Below are 15,728 nucleotides of genomic sequence, written 5' to 3'. Positions count from 1 at the left end.
GCGGAAGGTAGGGGATCGGGTTCAGGAGCGGACGGTGAGGACCACGGCGGCCGCCGCGGCCCCGGCCAGGAGCAGGACCAGCACGGCCGAGCCGATCCCGTAGCCGAGGTAGAGCCGCCGGGCCCGGCGCGGGTAGGCGTCCGCGGCGGTGCGGTCGCGCATCCGCAGCCGCAGGTAGGCCGAGCTGGCGGGCGCCAGCCGGGTCACGCGCAGGGCGTGCCCGAGCAGCGCGTAGCCGTCGAGCGGCGGCAGCGGGACGAGGTTGACCAGGGCCTGGGCGCTGCCGAGCAGCAGCAGCGCGCCCAGCACCCGCCCGGTGGGGTCGCCGGCGGGCAGGGCGGCCCACCAGCCGAAGAAGGGCAGCAGGAACAGCAGGTTGGCGAAGGCGCCCGCCCCGGCGACCGCCAGCTGCTGGCGGCGGCGGTGCAGGTAGCGGTAGTTGTCGACGGTGCAGTACATGATCGCGACCGGCAGCCGCCAGCGCAGCCCGATCTCCCCGACCGTACCGCCGACGTGCCGGGCGGCGATCCCGTGCGCGAACTCGTGCAGGGCGGTGCTCAGCCACAGCAGCGTGGCCACCGCCAGCAGCGGCACCGGGCGCGACAGCAACCACCACAGGTCCTCCAGGAGTTCCCCGCACGCGAGCGCCAACACCCCTTCCATGCCCAGGCATACGAGGATCAGCACCCCCACCGCCACCGGCCGCAGGACCGGCCGCAGGAACCGGTGCAGCCGCGCTGTCGTCGCGTCGGCGTCCGCGACCAGGCGCAGGCTCCCGCGCAGCAGGGTCCCGGTGCGCTGCGGCCCCGGTCCGGCCGCGGGCTCCGGGAGCGGACCGCCCGCCAGCAGCCGCCGGCTCCCCAGCAGCCCGAGCAGCTGCTGCCAGTTCCGCTCGCCCAGCCGGCGCCCGAAGGCCCGGCCGTAGGCCTCGCCGATCTCCGCGAGGCTGCGCGAGCCGTCCAGCCGCGAGACCAGGAAGTACTCCTTCGGCCCGATCTCGAAGGAGGACCCGGACACCGGGTCCTTGACCAGGTGCACCACGGCCGGACCGTTCAGCAGTGGCGGCGACAGCAGGATCCCCGGCCGCAGCGCCGGCCGGTGCTCCAGCATCCCCGAGGGCGTGCTCACGGCCCGGCCACCCCCGCCCCGGCCGGGTCCGGCGAGGCGTCCCCGGGCACGCCCTCCCGCAGCACCCGGCCCAGCAGGTGCGCGAGGTAGGCCTCGTCCCGGATGGTCACGTGCAGCCGGTTGTTCGTCATGTGCATGTAGGGGGAGAGCAGCAGCGGCAGCGCCACCGCCGGATCCGTCACCCGCTCGTCGCGGGTCCCGTCCCACGAGCGGAACACCAGCTCCCCGCCGACGGCGAGCGCCTCGGCCCGCCGCCGCAGCTCCCGGCAGTGCTCGGCCCAGCCGCCGAGGAAGGCGGGCAGCCGGCCGGTCTCCCCGGAGCCGAGCGCCGTCAGCACCCCCGCGAAGCGGCGCGCGAGCCCGGGGGCGGTCTGTTCGTAGGTGCGGTCGTACTCGGAGGAGCCGATGAACCCCGTGCCGGGGAAGGCCCGGTGCCAGAACTCGTAGTAACGGTCGAGGTAGCCGCCGAGCTCCTCCCGGTCGGGCAGGAACACCCCCGCCATCACCATCATCAGCTGCGCCGACGTGCCCAGCAGCACCGTCCGCAGGTGCAGGTTCATCGAGCCCAGGGCCTCCATGACCAGATCGCTGGAGCGGGCGAAGTGCCACTCGGCGAGCTCGACCCCGGCCGGACCGCCGTACTTGCCGAACTCCGGCTCGTACGGCTCCCACGAGAAGGAGTTGTTGGGGCGCAGGTTCATCCGGCCGTCGGCGCCCATGAAGGCGGCCCGGTCCCCCTCGGGGAACTCGATGTCGAAGAGCGTGTTGTAGAACTCGTTGAGGAATCCGGAGTCCACCTCGTACAGCGCCGGCCGGGTCTTCAGGAAGGCGGCCACCGCCTCCTCGGTGCGCCGGCGCACCTCGGCCTCCGCCGCCGGGGTCACCGGGCGCAGCCGCAGCCGCACGTGCGGCCCTTCCAGCCAGTAGTTGATGAAGAAGTGGCCCGCCAGCAGGCCGTCCTCTTGGAGCGAGGCGATCAGCGGGCGCACGCACCGCACCAACAGGGGCTGCGGGTTGGCGGCGTAGAAGACGTGCACGGCCTGCCACGCGCCACGCGTCGGGGTCAGCTCTGACATCTGGCAACGCCTTCCGGATCGGGGGAGTTCGAGGACGACACGGTGGTCGTGGTGAAGGTCTCGACGGAGAGTTCGGCGACGTGCGCCCCGCGCTCCGAGAAGGTGTGCAGCGCGCCGGGGTCCGGCAGCATCTCGCGGAAGACCACCCGGTGGCCGCCCTCCCGCAGCAGCGGCTCGAAGGCCGCCAGCGACAGCAGGCTCGCGAAGTCCACGTACTGCGGTTTCGCCCCCAGCGCCGACGGACCCGCCGACACCGTCGCGAACACCCGCTCCGGCAGCCCGTGGGACCGTCGCCAGCGCTGCCACTCCAGGAAGTGCGCGGCCTCCCGCGCCCCGTGCACGGGCAGTTCCCCCGCCGTGGTGGTCCAGCTGCGCCGGCTCAGCACCACGTCCCCGTGCACCACCCGCGGACGCGCGCTCACCCCGCCGTGCGCCACGCCCTCCGGCACCCCCGCCCACACGTCCAGCGGGGACATCGAGGACGGCGAGAGCAGCAGCAGCGTCCGCGGTACGGCGGGCAGCGCGAGCGGCACCAGGTACCCGAGGTACACCGGGATCACCTCCATGCCCAGGCGCCGCGACCGCAGCACCACCCGGCCCGTCTCGGGCACGTGCTGCGCGTACAGGTCGTCCAGGCGCAGCAGCCGCTCCTGCGGCAGTGTGCCGCTCTCGCCCGGACAGACGATCTCGTACTCGGTGAGCCGCCCGTGCAGGTTCAGGTTGGTGGTCACCGGCCCGCCGGTGACCTCCGCGAACACCGCGCCCGGCGGGGTGACCGCGGCGGCCGTGGCGCGCAACTGCCCGTCGAGGGACGGCAGGCCGTCCTGGTCGCCGTAGACGTGGGTGAAGCGGCTGAAGGGGAAGGACAGCCCGCCGTAGGAGCGGTTCAGCACGGTCAGCTCCGCGCCCGTGGCCGGGTCGCGCGCCAGCTGCACGTGGTGGCAGCGCGGCGCGAAACCGGGCACCACCGGCTCCAGTTCCCCCGCCACCGCCTCGACGTCGTCCTCGGTCAGCCGCAGTTCCGTGCCCGCGCCCCGTTCCTCGTACGCCGCCCAGTGGTCCCGCATCCGGCCGGTGAAGGCGCGCCGGGCCGCGTCCAGGGCCCGGATGCCGGGCAGGCCGAGCCAGTTCTCCTCCGGCACGTACGCGCCGCGCGCGTCGAAGGGGGTGCGCCGCGCGGTGAAGGACAGGTACTGGTCGAAGAAGTCCTCGTGGAAGTCGTGCACCAGGCCCAGGAGGTCCTCGCAGCGCCCGCCCCGCCCGTAGCGGGCGGTGAAGAAGCCCTCGAAGGTGATCCGCTGGGCGAGGGTCAGGTCGAAGGCCGGCAGGATCCGCTCCACCGACCGCAGGGCGCCCCCGCCTGAACCCTCCCGCGCCCACGCCGGTGCCGCCGCCGCCAGCTCACGGCCCGCGCTCACGTCCTCGTAGACCAGGGTCTGCGGCAGCGGCGTGTCCGCGGGCGCGCCCAGCTCCTCCTGCGCCCGGCGCAGCCCGCTGCGCAGGGCGCGCAGCAGCTCCGCGCGCTCCTCCCGGGCCGCGTGCGGATAGCGCTCCAGCACCCGGGCCGGCTCCTCCAGCAGTCCGGCGAGAGCCTGCGCCCAGGGCCGCTCCAGCGCGCGCAGCGCGGCCTGGAAGGACCGTACGGGATCCCCGCTGTGCACCTGGGTGTCCAGGCACGGCACGCGCACCATGCCCAGCTCCAGCAGGGCGGCGATGTACGTCTCGCACTCCGCCGCCGGCGCCCCGTGCTCCGCCGCCAGCCAGTCGGCCAGCTCCCGGTGGCGCAGCTCCGGCTGCCCGGCCGTCTCCTCCCGCTCCGCGAACAGGGCGAGCAGCCGGTCGAGGGTGCCGCTGCGGCGCAGGAAGAACAGCCGGTCCTTGACCGCGTCGAAGGTGACGGCGGCCGAGTCGTCGCCTGCCGTGACCGAGCGGCGCACGTAGCGGATCCGCTCCTCCTCGCGCCCCCAGCCCGGCGCGGGGCGCAGCGGCAGGTCCCGGCGGCGCACCGGATCGGCCAGGACCAATTCGGCGAGCCGGGCCAGGACCACCACGTTCAGCCGGACGTGGCTGCTCCAGTGGTCCGCCACCCGGATCCCCTCCGGCCCGCCCTCCGTCGTGAACCGGCCGGTCGCCACCCCGGTGAAGGTGCTGAAGGGGCTGGTCTTGCAAGCAGTGCGGAAGAGGTACGAGAGCACCGAGCGCTCGGCCTTGCGGGCCCGGCCCTGCGGCACCGAGCCGTCCGCGGTGGCCTGCGCGTACGCGTCGAGCTGCCCTTCCAGGACCGGCGAGGCCAGCAGCAGCCCGTGCCGCAGCCGCTCGTCCGCCAGCAGTCCGCGCAGCGCCGCCCGGCCCCGGCCCAGATCGGCGGCCAGCAGGGCCTCGCCCTCGGCCAGCAGCTTCGCCAGTTCGTCCGCGCGCCGCAGCCAGCCGCCGAGCCGCTCCACGGCGGTGTCCGCCGGCGGTCCGCCGAACTCGGCGAGGGTGCGCAGGGCGCCCTCGGGGTCGGCGGGCGGCCTGCCGTTGTGGATCTGCCGCCGCAGCCGCAGCAGCGCGCGGCGCCCGGCCGCGTCCGGACCGCCCGGATCCGGGTCGGTCGCGCCGACCGCCCGGTGCAGCACCTCGCTCAGCCACTGGGCGTCCGCCCGCAGCTCGTCCTCGGCCGTGAGCACGTCGTCCGCCCAGCGGCGGGTGTCCGCGCAGCGCAGCGCGTCGGCCGCGGTCAGGGGCAGGCCGGCCACGCGCAGCATGAAGCGGTCGCCCGCTCGCCATGGGGTGGTGGTGTTCATCCTGATCGTTCCGCTTCTCTCGGTGGGCACTTCGCGTCCGGTCAGGCGATCTCGTGGCGGAAGTCGGCGGGCCGCGGCCGCTCGTGACCGAGCAGCATGATCAGCAGCGGCGCCTCGTCGGTGTCCCGCAGCCCCAGCCGCTCGGCGTACGAGACGTTGTCGAAGCCGAGCGCCACGCCCGCGCCGAGCCCGTGGGCGGCGGCAGTGGCGTAGAAGGTCTGCGCGACGCCGCCGATGGCCGCGCCGACGAGGCGGTAGCCGCGGTCGCCGACCGCGTCGAGGACCGCGGTGGTCCGTACGGTCGGCACGAGCACGGCCGCCGCCTGCTCCAGGTTGTAGTTGGACAGGAAGTAGTTGGCCTGGAGGAAGGGGCCGGGCGGCCCGGCCATCACCAGGCGCAGCGCGTGGGCCGCCGGGTCGTAGGCGTAGCTGCCGGGGGCGATGCCCTCGACGTGGTTGACGAAGGCGTACAGGGAGGTGAGCGGCGGCCCCTCGGGCCGTTCCGCCTCGCTGCCCACCCGGGTGGCCGCGCAGTCGGCCAGCGCGGCCGCCAGCTGCCCCGCCGTCACCGGCCGGCTCGCGTCGAACCGGCCGAAGCTACTGCGCCGCGCCCGCAGCGCCGCCGCCGGCTCCAGCGGGGCGACGTCCGGCACGGGCAGCGGCACGGCCCGGCCGCCCCGGGACGGGTACGCGGCGGCCGCGTCCAGCGCGCCCGGAGCGGGACGCCCGCCCTCCCGGCCCAGCGTGGCGCCGTGGATCCGGCGCAGCGTCTCGAAGCCGAGCACGGTCCGGGAGCGCTCGCTGTCACGGAGGCGGACGGCGGGAGGCGCCGCGGAGGGCGCGGCGGGGGCCGCGGCGACCGTCGGGGACCCGCCGCCCTCCCACTCCAGCGGCAGCACCGCGAAGATCCCCTCCTCCTCGGGGACCACGCCGAGCAGCCGGGCCAGCCGCTCCTCGTCGAACCACAGCGCGGGCGCGATCCGCAGCCCGTACGCACGCGCCCACAGCCGCCAGGTCTGGATCAGCGCGCCCACGTCCATGCTCACCGCGTGGAAGGAGAAGCTGTTGTACTTGAAGGCGTTCTGCCAGTACTTGACGCCCAGCACCAGGTACTGGGTGCAGCCGTCCGGGCCCGCCCCGAGCGCCCCGCGGACCTCACCGGTGACGTCGCCGGTCAGCAGCCGGCGCAACCCGTGCTGGTGCGGGGCGTAGTGGTACACCCCCGGGGTGAGGGGCCCGCCCGCCCCGGCGGCCCAGTACACGCCGACGGGGTAGAGCCCGCCACCGGAGGCCGTGCCCCGGGACCAGTTGGCCTGCGTGTAGTGGGGGAGCGCCGCCAGGTCGGTGTTGGCCTGCACCCCCAGGCGCCGGCCGGTCAGCCCGTACGAGTCCTGGAGCATCCCGGAGAGCAGCGGCAGGGTGAACCCCGGCGCGGGCCGGGGCCCGTCCGCCGGATCCGGAAGCGGCAGGGTCTCCGCCTCCGGGTAGAACTTGGCCTTTCGGGGGCGGTCGGCCCAGTCGGGCACGAAGTCCACGGGCTCCATGGGGATCCGGCCCCGGTACATGATGGCGCTGGCGTAGTCATGGGCGTAGCCCACGGGTCCTCCTCGTTCGGTCGGGTCGTGCCGGAGCGTGCCGGCGGCCGGGGTCAGGGGAAGGGGTGCGGGGCCGGGTTGAGGTCGCGGTCCTCCAGGTCCCGCTCGCGCAGCCCGGCCGCGCGCAGGGCGGTGCGCAGCCGCGGCATGCCCAGGGCCCGCTGCCGCGACCAGCCGAAGTCGATCGGCAGCAGCCCGGGTACCAGCACGCTCACGGTGTGCAGTCCCAGCGCCCGCTGCTCGGGCATCGTCTGGTCGACCACCACCACGTCGAACCCCCGGGCGGCGACGGCGTCGACGCACCGCGCCAGGTCCTCGCGGACGTCGTCCGCCACCCCCTCGGGGCCCAGCAGCGCCGACACCGGACGCGGCGGCCCGGGGGAGGGCGCGCGCAGCAGGAAGTCGGCGTGCCGGCCCATCTCCGGCACCCCGTACACCAGCGGGTGGTCATGCAGGGCGGTGACCAGGTCGAAGTCGGCCGCCATCGCGCGCAGCCGGTCCGCGTCCCGCTCGGTGCGGCCGGGCAGGTTCACCGCGTCCGTGGCGATCTCGCACAGTGCCGAATCCAGCGCGGACTCCGGGTCCAGCCCCGCCCCCGCCCCGAAGCACATCCGGCCCGTGCCCCCGTCGAAGCGCTCCGCGACGGCGGTCACCACCGGGATCGGGAAGCTGATCCGCGTGTCGAAGAACCGCGCCCGGTACCCGTACAGGGCCAGCCGGTCGACCATCGCCCGGGTGGAGGCCCGGGAGCTCGTCGCCGGATCGATCTCCGGCAGCGGCTGGCGCCCGTACCAGGCGAGCAGGAAGGCGTCCCGTTCCACGACCTCCATCAGCCCGAAGTAGCAGGCCTCGGCCAGGCTCCCGCCCGAGGCGCAGCCGTTCGAGCTCTCCTGGACGAACCGGTTCTCCAGTCCGGGCGCGTGGTAGTACGTCAGGACCTCGGGCACCAGCCGCGGCTCCCGGTCGCGCAGGGACCAGCCCCATACCCAGGGGATCTCCCGGTCCGGGTCGAAGGGCCGCACCCGGGGGTTGTCCCGGTGGAACTCCGCCCCGTACAGGCCGACTTCCCGCGGATCCACGGCCTCGGAGCCGAAGGACCGGAGCGAGCCGGTGACGCTGGTCGTACGCGAGCGGGCGCGCATCCCCGCGTACCGCTCCAGCCCCTCCAGCACCCCGACGCGCGCGCTGCGGTCGAAGGTGTCGGTGTGCCCGCCCCAGAAGGTCTCGCGCAGGTACTCTCCCGAACGCATCGAGAAGCAGCCGATGGTGGCCGAGGTGGACGTCGAGGAGACGTCCTGCACCACGGAGGGCCCCAGCGCCCCGCACAGCGGATTGGCGAAGGCCGCCACCTCGATGGCGTACTCCTCCACGGGACGGGTGCGGAAGGCGCCCGGCCGGTACTTGGGCGCCGGCGCCAGGTCCAGCGGCGCGGGCCCGTCCACGGTGGGCGTGGCGCACACCGGGCACTCGGGATCGGGCACCAGCGGGTAGCGCCGGACCGCGCCGGTGCGCAGGTCGAGCGACCGCACCTCGGGGAACGGGCCCGCCGCCGGACCGGCCCCGGCGGCCGCCGCCACCAGCGCGGCGACGGCGTCGGCGGCGAAGGGGTGCGCGTACGGCCACCCGCCCACCGCCCGCGTCCCGGTACCCAGCTCCAGCGCGTCCCGCAGCGCGACGGACCGGACGGCCTGCCAGCGCCGCTCCAGGCACCGCGCGCACCCCGGCCCCGGCAGGGGCCCGACGACGGCCTGGTGTCCGTACAGGCTCACGGGCACCCCGGCCGCCTCCGGCGCCGCCGCGTCCGGAACCGGGGCGCGGAAGGCGTCGCGCAGGCCGAGGGCCGTCAGGGTCACCGGGGGAGCGTCCAGGGCCGTCAGGGCGCGTTCCAGCAGGGCCGTGAACCGACCGGCGGCCTCCCGGCCGAGCCCCTCGGCCAGCGTGACGGCGGCCGTCACCCGGCGGGCGGGGGCGTCACGCGTCATCGCCGGGCTCCCGCTCCGCCGTGAGAAGCACCCGCACGGTGTGGATCCCGGCGCCCGCCAGCTCCGGTGCCCCGGTCACCACCACGTACGCGTCCCGTCCGCCGGCGCCCAGCCGCTCCAGCACCGCGTCCCAGGAGGTACCCGGGCCCGCCGTCGGCACGGGGGCCGAACCGGAGACCGTCAGCGCCCGCGGGTCCAGGTCCCGCAGCAGCGGATCGCCCGTGTCGGCCGGGCCCCCGGCCGCCGGATCGGCGGCGTACTGGACCCTGCCCAGCAGCTCCCGCAGCGCAGCGACCGCCGCCGACCGCCGGTCCAGCCCCTCGCCCAGTGCCCAGTGCTCCCCGGACCGGGCCAGCAGCACCTCGACCCCGCTGCGGGCGCCCTCGCCGAGGTCCAGCACCTGCGGCTCCAGCCCGAGCCGCTCCGCAGACCGCACGAGGAAGACGAGTTCGGCGTCCTCCCCTTCCGCCTCACCCTCCCGGGGCCCCGGCAGCTCCACCGGGGCCGCCGCGGCGCCCCGTACGGCCCGCAGCAGCGCGCCGTGCCCGAGGGCCGACAGCAGACCGGCGGCGGCCGCGTCGGCGGGGGAGGGGCCGGCCCCCGCCCCGGCACGGGTGCGCTCGAAGAGCCGGTCGGCGTTGTGCGGGCCGAACGGCCGCACCGCGCCCGCCGGGACCAGCGCCGGCTCCTTCGTCAGCAGCGACACCGCCCGCTGGTACGCGGACACCTCGCCCGGTATCCCGGAGGCCGTCGTCAGCCGGGCCGCCGTCACCGCGTCGCCCCAGCCGCCCGCGGTCAGCCCGCGCGCCGGCACCACGTGCTCCGCGTACACCAGGGCCGCCGCGTCCAGTGCCCGCATCCGCGCCCCGGCCACGTGGTGGATGTCGAAGGCCGCCACCGCGCGCGGTCCGGCGTGCCCGATGCCCAGTTCGACCACGCCCAGCTTGAGCGGGATCTGCGTCAGCTCCTCGTCCGCGTACCGGGTGAACACCCCCGCGTACGGCCGCACCGCCACGGAACGCCGGTTCAGCTCCTCGACGAGCTCCTCCGCCTCCCGGGCCGTCTCCAGCGTGGGCAGCGCGGGCGTGCCCGAGCGGCCGGCGGCGGCGAGATCCACGGACACCGCAGAAGGTTCCTCCTGCGCGCAGAACGGGCAGCGCGGGTGCGGGAACAGCGGCTCGGCCGTCACGTCGAGCGAGGCCATGTCCTGGACGAGCAGCCGCCCGGCGGTCTCGGCCGGCAGGGTCCCCGAGGTCGCGCGGAACACCTCGTACCCCAGCAGGTTGCCGATCATCGCGGCCAGCGGCCGCCCCGGCACCGGCCCCGCGGCCGGGGGGCCGCCCGGCAGCGCCAGAGCGCTCCACAGCTCGGCCGCTCCGGCGCCCCCGCGCGCCGCGCCCAGCCGCAGCGCGGCACAGGACCAGCAGCCGACGGTGCCGTGCGTCATCAGGGGGCCCACGACGGCGTCGCCGCCGTACGTCCAGGCGGGCAGAAGCGAGCGGCCCTCGGGTATCCCGGCGCGCAGCAGCGGGAGCAGCCGGGCCGGGGCGTCGGTCCCGCCGGTCACCACCACGAAGTCGTAGTCGGCCAGTTCCTCCCACCCCGACGGGAGGGAGGCGAGCGTGCGGACCTCCACCGGGCAGCCGTCCGCGACCGCCTCCGCGGCCTCGGCCTCCACCTCGGCCACCGCCGGCCCCGGCGGCAGCGCCACGGCCGCGCAGCCGTTGCGCACCAGGGAGAGCGCGCACCAGCGGGCGACGGGGTCCTCGCCGAGGACGGCCACCCGGGTGCCGCGGAAGCGCAGGAAGCGGGCCTCGCCGTCGTCGGCGTAGTGGTCGGCGTAGGCGATCTGCGGCGCGTACCGCCGTGCGACGTCGGGCTCGGGGACCGCGGCCGGGGAAGTTGACTCCGCCTCGGCCACGGGACGGGCGAAGTCCCGCTCGTACAGGGTTCTGACGAGTTCGGCGACCATCGCGCGCTGGGGTGCGCCCAGCCCCTGACAGAGCTCGGCCACGGAATGCTCGCCGGTCAGGTGAGGGACGATCAGCGTCGCGAAGCGGTACGCCGAGCGGGCGGTGAGGCGAAACCCGCCGTCGGAGTTGTGGAACAGCACGCCGTCCGGCGTCTCGGTGAAGAGCACGTCCCGGCGGATCCGGGGCCGGGTGGCGGCGACGTCGTCGAAGCTGGCTTGGGACATGGAACACCTCTGCTTGCGGTCTGGTGGGGTCGGAGACGTGAGGTGGGAAATGCCGGGGGCGGGAGGGCCGGTGGGCTGCGGGGGGTGCGCGGCCGGCGCCCGCCGCGGGGGTGGGCGGGGCCGGGGAGGAGCGGGTCGCGGACGGGTGGGGGTGCGCGCGACGGAGCGCGCGCGGGAAAGAGCGGCGTGGGCGGGAGGAGCCGGGCTACGGGGATGGGCGGGGCTGCCAGGACGAGCGGGGCTGCCGGGATGGGGTGTGGGCCCTGGGGCAGGCAGGCAGGCAGTCGGTGCGGTACGGGGTCGCGCGGGGCGGCGTATCAGCGCGTGAGGGACGTCGCCGCCGCCGCGTCCTCGCCGTCCCGGGCCAGCCACCGCGCGTAGACCTGGAGGAAGGCGTGGATCCGGTACGCCTGGCCGGGCGGCCCGTCCTCCAGCATCCCCGCCTCCACGAGCTGTTCGAGGACGGTTTCGCTCCCGGCCGCGCACAGTCCTTCGGCGGGATCGAGCGAGCCCACCCGCAGAAACGTTTCACGCAGCGGGGGCGGGAGCGCGCTCACGGCCTGCCCGAACACCTCCGGCACCGACAGCCGGGGGTCCTCGGCCAGTGCCAGCCGGGCCGGTGGATCCTCCGCCAGCCAGGCCGTGCAGTCCGCGACGGACAGGCCCGGCCGGGTCAGCAGCCGTCCCGCGGCGATCCTCAGTGCGAGCGGGAAGTGGCCGCACACCGCGGCCAGTTCCCGGGCGGCCGCCTCCTCGGTGCCGATCCGCTCGGCCCCGACCAGCCCGGCGAGCAGCCGGCGGGCCTCGCCCGGCCCGAGCACGTCGAGCCGGTGCACGGCCCCGCCGTGGGTGGCGACGACCGCGGCGAGCCCGCGCCGGCTGGTCACCAGCACCGAGGCGTCGCCCGTCCCGGACAGCAGGGGAAGCACCTGTCCGGCGCCGGCCGCGTTGTCGAGGAGGACCAGCCGCCGCCCGCCGCCGTCCGGCTCCGGCAGCAGCTCGCGGGCCTCGTCGACGCCGAGGCCACTGCCGTCCGGGTGGGCCAGGTCGACGACGGACACCCCGCCGGGGAAGGCGTCCCGGACCTCGTACGCGCTCTGCCGGGCCAGCGCCGACTTGCCGATGCCGGGCGCTCCGGAGACGACCACGAGCCGGGGCCCGTCCGAGTCGGTGAGCCGCAGGGCCATCGCCCGCAGGTCCGCCTCGCGTCCGGCGAAGCCGCGTACCGGCGTCGCGCCGCCGACCGGGGCGCCCGCACGGCCGGGGTGGGCCGTGCGGCCGGGGTGGGCCGTGCCCGTGCCGCCGGGGTGCCCCGGTTCCGCGCCGGAGCCGCGGAGCGCAACCGGGCCGGTGACCGCCGACGGCTCCTGCCGCGAGGGGAGTTCGACGGCCCCTTCGCCGCGGCCGGCCGGCCCCAGCTCCTCGGCCCGCAGGATCGCGAGCTCCAGGCGGCGCAGTCCGGGTCCGGGGTCCACACCGAGTTCCTCGCGCAGCCGGTCGCGCACCGTGCGGTACTCGGCCAGCGCCTCGGCCTGCCGTCCGGTGCGGTAGAGGGCTTCGATCAGCTGCTCGGTGAACCGCTCGCGCACCGGGTAGCGGCGGGCGCTCTCGTAGAGGTCGACCAGCACCTGATGGCAGTTGCCGCCGGCGAGTTCGAGGTCGCAGACCCGCTCCAGCACCCGCAGCCGCTCCTGTTCGAGCGCGGGCACCGCGTCCCGCTGGAGCATCCGCGAGGCCACGTTGGCCAGGGGCTGGCCGTGCCAGAGCGAGAGTGCCTCGCGCAGCCGGTACAGCTCCTCGTCCGTGCCGGCGGCGGCGCGGGCCTGCGCCGTCAGTAACCGGAACAGCACCAGGTCCAGGGTCTCGGTGTCGTTGCGCATCCGGTACCCGCCCGGTACGGCCTCTATGGTCGTCGCGGATATGCCGTATTTCGCGAATAATCTGCGCAGACGCAGTACGCACGTCTGGAGCGCGGCCCGCGCCGTCGCGGGAGGCTCCTCGTCCCAAACGGCACGCAGGAGATAACCGGTGGAAACCACGGCGCCGGGATGGAGGAGAAGCGCCGCGAGCAGGCTGGTGGGCTTGGACGGTTTGAGAACCACTGTCTCGGGGCCGTGCGCAATACTCAGGGGCCCCAATAGCTGGAACCGCATGATGGTCCCCCGTGTCGGGTCACGTGTTTCGCAGACGGGTGTGACGGGTGCGGTGATCTGCGGAGCTTCCGTGCCGGACATACTCCGGAAATAGTCCGGACCATAGCCTGAGGACGCTCGCCGCTCCCCGTCGGGCGGTGAATATCTGGAACCCTACATAACGGATCTTGCGAAAGTCGAGGCGTCGACCGCAACATTTCCGGCGTACCGGCCCGCCTTCTCCTCTCCGTCACCCGGGCGTCCCGTGGAGTTACTGTCGGCGCGTCAATGCTGTTCACGAGCAGACGAGTCCCGATGGTCGGCTCGCTGGAGTCCGAATTGAGTACGCATTACCCGTGGGTCGAAACCGGATGGGGCGAGATCTTCCCCATGGCCGGATCTGGTCGTCCGGGATGGCGGATTCCGTTTCCCGGAACGGAATCCGCCCTCGTGCGAGAAGGTGTGTCCGGCGCTGTTACTCGAAACGGTCGGTGTCGCCCGCGCCGCGGCGAATGATTTCGGCCTCGCCGCCGGAGAAGTCGATGACCGTCGTCGGCCGGGTCCCGCAGTCCCCGGAGTCGAGCACGGCGTCCACCACGTGGTCGAGCCGCTCCTTGATCTCCCAGCCCTGCGTCAGCGGCTCCTCCTCGTCCGGAAGGAGCAGCGTGCTGGACACCAGGGGCTCGCCCAGCTCGGTGAGGAGGGCCTGGGTGACGAGGTGGTCGGGGATCCGGACGCCGACCGTCTTCTTCTTCGGGTGCATCAGCTGGCGGGGCACCTCCGAGGTGGCCTTCAGGATGAAGGTGTACGGGCCGGGGGTCGCCGCCTTGATCGCGCGGAAGACGTCGTTGTCGACGTGTACGAACTGCCCCAGCTGGGCGAAGTTCTGGCACACCAGGGTGAAGTGGTGGCGGTCGTCGAGGTCGCGGATCGTACGGATCCGGGTGAGGCCGTCGCGGTTGCCGAGCCGGCACCCCAACGCGAAACACGAGTCCGTCGGATACGCGATGAGCGCGCCCGAACGGATGCTGTCGGCCACGCCGCTGATGGTGCGCCGCTGGGGGTTCTCCGGGTGCACGTCGAAATACTTCGCCATCCGTCGAGCCTACGGGACCGGACCGGCACCCTCCGCCACACGCGAACCCCAGAACGGCCTCCCGCGACCCCATAGGGGGTGTCCGGAAACCGCCGTCCGGTAGGACGGGGCCGAGCGGACCGTGAGGGGCGGCTGACGGCGCGCTCTGCTCCGTCCGGGTTCTCTTGGCGCGCCCGTTCGGCCCCAGGGCCGAGTTTATGATCATCGTTTCGCGCTCCGGTCGTTTTGATGCTGCCATCCGGCGTGTGCGACCTGGGAGGGCTGCGTGGCGAAGTCACGGACTCAAGCGTGGAGTGCGGCGGCTGCCGTGACGGGCGCCCTGCTGGCCGTCGCCGCCGCCCCCGGCCAACCGTCCTCGGGGTACGGCCCCTTGGACCGGACGGCCGCGGGCGCGGCCCGGGACGCGGCGGTCACCCTGCTGGTCGGCCGCACCGTCGACGGGGAGGACGGCGACCACGGCCCCGTCACCGCCGGCTGGTGCGAGGCCGGAGCCTTCCGGGGCGGGCCGTGCGGCGCCTGGCGGGAACAGCGGATTCTGGCCACCGCCCACGGAGCCGCGTCCGTACTGCCCGACCCGGCGTTCCGCCGCCCCGAAGCCCTCCCCACGGACGCGGGCGGGCCCCTGGAGATCGCCCTGGCCCGCTCGCAGGCCGGCAGCCTCACCGACGTCACCGTCCACGACGGCCACGGCCGCCACCTGGCCGGAGCCCTCGCCCCGGGCGGCGGCCACTGGCGCAACACCGAACCGCTGCGGGCGGGGGAGACCTACACCCTGCAGGTCGGCGCCCAGGACGGGGACGGCACCCCGGTCGGCGTCACCATGGCCTTCCGGACCACGCCCCCGGCGGCCGACGGGGGCAGGCTCACCGCCGAGTTCGGACCCCGCCCGGGCACCTACGGGGCCGGGGAGATCGTGACGGCCGTCCTGAGCCGTCCGGTCCCCGCCGAGGACGCCGACGCGCGGGCCCGCGTCGAACAGGGCCTCCAGGTCACCTCGGAGCCCCACGTCGAAGGCGCCTGGCACTGGGTCGACGACACCACCCTGCACTTCCGGCCCCGCACCTACTGGCCCGCCCACACCGTGGTCCGCGTCCGCAGCGGCCTCGACGGGGTCGAGCTCGGCGGCCACGGGTACGGAGGCCCCTCCGAGTCCCTGGAATTCACCGTCGCCGACCGGATCGAGGCCGTCACCGACTCCGCCGCCCACCAGATGACCGTACGCCGCAACGGCCGGGTCATCCGGACCATCCCGGTCACCACCGGCAAGGCGGGCTTCCTGACCCGCAGCGGCATCAAGGTCGTCCTGGGCAAGGAGGCCAAGGTCCGCATGCGCGGGGACACCGTCGGCATCCAGAAGGGCACCAAGGAGTTCTACGACCTCCCCGTCCTCTACGCGACCCGGGTCACCTGGAGCGGCGAGTACGTCCACGCCGCGCCCTGGTCGGTCGAGGCGCAGGGCGAGGAGAACGTCAGCCACGGCTGCACCGGCATGTCCACCGAGGACGCCGCCTGGTTCTTCGAGACGGTCCGCGAGGGCGACATCGTCGAGGTGGTCAACAGCGGCGGCGCCCCGATGGCCCCCTTCGACAACGGCTTCGGCGACTGGAACATGGACTGGCGCACCTGGCTGTCGGGCAGCGCCCTGACCCCCGCCGCCGCCCGCCCGGCACCCCCCGCCGCGCACACCCCCTCCCGGCTGCACCCGACGACGTGACGGGCCCGCCGGGAGCGGCCGC

Annotated in this window: 9 protein-coding genes; 1 reads left to right on the top strand and 8 read right to left on the bottom strand. The window is 75.1% G+C overall.

What is annotated here, in order from left to right:
- Positions 1-21: 21 nt before the first annotated feature.
- From ACEPPI_RS17095 to ACEPPI_RS17060, 8 genes are all read right to left on the bottom strand, one after another.
- Positions 22-1,110, bottom strand: coding sequence for a peptidase M50 (locus ACEPPI_RS17095; protein WP_373916108.1), 1,089 nt, complete (start codon positions 1,108-1,110; stop codon positions 22-24).
- A 14-nt stretch (positions 1,111-1,124) separates the two neighbouring features.
- Positions 1,125-2,204 carry a lantibiotic dehydratase C-terminal domain-containing protein gene (locus ACEPPI_RS17090; protein WP_373916079.1) on the bottom strand — a complete coding sequence of 360 codons (1,080 nt, stop codon included), beginning with the start codon at positions 2,202-2,204 and terminating at the stop codon, positions 1,125-1,127.
- Complete coding sequence (locus ACEPPI_RS17085; RefSeq protein WP_373916078.1) at positions 2,192-4,990, bottom strand: lantibiotic dehydratase; 2,799 nt, start codon at positions 4,988-4,990, stop codon at positions 2,192-2,194. The genes ACEPPI_RS17090 and ACEPPI_RS17085 overlap by 13 nt, the downstream gene beginning before the upstream one ends.
- Positions 4,991-5,031: 41 nt before the next feature.
- Entirely contained in the window at positions 5,032-6,588 is a 1,557-nt protein-coding gene (locus ACEPPI_RS17080; RefSeq protein ID WP_373916077.1) for a SagB family peptide dehydrogenase, read from the bottom strand.
- A gap of 50 nt (positions 6,589-6,638) precedes the next feature.
- On the bottom strand, positions 6,639-8,567 hold the full coding sequence (locus ACEPPI_RS17075; RefSeq protein WP_373916076.1) for a TOMM precursor leader peptide-binding protein: 1,929 nt from the start codon (positions 8,565-8,567) through the stop codon (positions 6,639-6,641).
- A complete protein-coding gene (locus ACEPPI_RS17070) occupies positions 8,557-10,764 on the bottom strand; it encodes a TOMM precursor leader peptide-binding protein (RefSeq protein WP_373916075.1) in 2,208 nt (735 codons plus the stop codon). The genes ACEPPI_RS17075 and ACEPPI_RS17070 overlap by 11 nt, the downstream gene beginning before the upstream one ends.
- A gap of 317 nt (positions 10,765-11,081) precedes the next feature.
- Positions 11,082-12,917, bottom strand: coding sequence for a BTAD domain-containing putative transcriptional regulator (locus ACEPPI_RS17065; protein ID WP_373916074.1), 1,836 nt, complete (start codon positions 12,915-12,917; stop codon positions 11,082-11,084).
- 454 nt (positions 12,918-13,371) lie between these two features.
- Positions 13,372-13,992, bottom strand: a complete 621-nt coding sequence (locus tag ACEPPI_RS17060; protein ID WP_373916073.1) for an L-threonylcarbamoyladenylate synthase — start codon at positions 13,990-13,992, stop codon at positions 13,372-13,374.
- Between the two features lie 307 nt (positions 13,993-14,299).
- Here ACEPPI_RS17060 and ACEPPI_RS17055 point away from each other — a divergent pair, with 307 nt between their 5' ends.
- Positions 14,300-15,706, top strand: coding sequence for an Ig-like domain-containing protein (locus ACEPPI_RS17055; RefSeq protein ID WP_373916072.1), 1,407 nt, complete (start codon positions 14,300-14,302; stop codon positions 15,704-15,706).
- Positions 15,707-15,728: the final 22 nt, after the last annotated feature.

It is taken from the genome of Streptomyces sp. AB3(2024) (genome assembly GCF_041862025.1).
Lineage (GTDB): Bacteria > Actinomycetota > Actinomycetes > Streptomycetales > Streptomycetaceae > Streptomyces.
The sequence above is the reverse complement of the archived record's forward strand: the minus strand, read 5'-3'. Positions and strand labels throughout refer to the sequence as shown.

Bases quoted from the DNA above. Each gene is read 5' to 3' on its own strand.
- ACEPPI_RS17065 (WP_373916074.1), bottom strand. From the start codon at position 12,917: ATGCGGTTCCAGCTATTGGGGCCCCTGAGTATTGCGCACGGCCCCGAG.
- ACEPPI_RS17085 (WP_373916078.1), bottom strand. From the start codon at position 4,990: ATGAACACCACCACCCCATGGCGAGCGGGCGACCGCTTCATGCTGCGC.
- ACEPPI_RS17095 (WP_373916108.1), bottom strand. From the start codon at position 1,110: ATGCTGGAGCACCGGCCGGCGCTGCGGCCGGGGATCCTGCTGTCGCCG.
- ACEPPI_RS17070 (WP_373916075.1), bottom strand. From the start codon at position 10,764: ATGTCCCAAGCCAGCTTCGACGACGTCGCCGCCACCCGGCCCCGGATC.
- ACEPPI_RS17060 (WP_373916073.1), bottom strand. From the start codon at position 13,992: ATGGCGAAGTATTTCGACGTGCACCCGGAGAACCCCCAGCGGCGCACC.
- ACEPPI_RS17090 (WP_373916079.1), bottom strand. From the start codon at position 2,204: ATGTCAGAGCTGACCCCGACGCGTGGCGCGTGGCAGGCCGTGCACGTC.
- ACEPPI_RS17075 (WP_373916076.1), bottom strand. From the start codon at position 8,567: ATGACGCGTGACGCCCCCGCCCGCCGGGTGACGGCCGCCGTCACGCTG.